Here is a 958-nt window from a genome sequence, read left to right on the forward strand (position 1 = left end):
GCCCCGGCGGGCCGGGGCGGCGTCGCCCCCGAGGCGTTCGTCGGCGAACCGTTCACCGGCGACGGCCGCACCGCCCGGCCGACCGTGCCCGCCCCCGCCGACCCGGTGGACGGCGAGCGCCCGGCCTCCGACTCCGAGTTGACCGCCCGGGTGCGGGCCGGCGACGACACCGCGTACGAGGAGATCTACCGCCGGCACGCCGACTCGGTGCGACGCTACGCCCGCACCTGCTGCCGGGACAGCTTCACCGCCGAGGACCTCGCGGGCGAGGTCTTCGCCCGCACCCTGCAGGCGCTGCGGGCGGGCAAGGGCCCCGAGTTCGCCGTCCGCGCGTACCTGCTGACCGCCGTGCGCAACGTCGCCGCCGCCTGGCACCGCAGCGAGCGGCGCGAGCAACTCGTCGACGACTTCGCCGTGTTCGCGCAGACCTCGGCCGCCGTGGTCGACTTCGACCTCGCCGACCCGGGCGCCGACGCCTGGGCGATGGCGATGGCCGACCAGCGGATGGTCATGCAGGCCTACGCCGAACTGCCCGAGGACGACCGGATGGTGCTCTGGCACACCGAGGTCGAGCGGGAGTCCCCGAAGACCGTCGCGGTGATGCTCGGCAAGACCGCCAACGCCACCGCCGTCCAGGCCCACCGGGCCCGCGACCGGCTCGCCGCCGCGTTCCTCCAGGCGCACGTCTCGGGCAGCCAGGACAGCGCCTGCGAGGCGTACGCCAACCGGCTCGGCGCGTACGCGCGCGGCTCGCTGCGCAAGCGGGCCTCGGCGGAGGTCGGCCGGCACCTCACTGAGTGCGACCGCTGCACGGCCGCCTGCCTGGAACTGACCGAGATCAACACCGGGCTGCGCGCCCTGCTGCCCGGCGGGGTGCTGGTCTGGATCGGCGTCGGCGGGTTCGGCGCCGCCGCGGCCGCCGTGGGCGGTGCCGCCGCCGTCGGCGGTGCGGCAGCGG

Annotated in this window: 1 protein-coding gene; it reads left to right on the forward strand. The window is 76.7% G+C overall.

From position 1 onward, the window contains the following. Positions 1-958 (forward strand): sigma-70 family RNA polymerase sigma factor (locus AE652_RS42070; RefSeq protein ID WP_369808381.1); only part of this gene is annotated, 958 nt, incomplete at both ends.

The sequence above is a fragment of the Kitasatospora sp. MY 5-36 genome (assembly GCF_001182915.1).
GTDB lineage: Bacteria > Actinomycetota > Actinomycetes > Streptomycetales > Streptomycetaceae > Kitasatospora.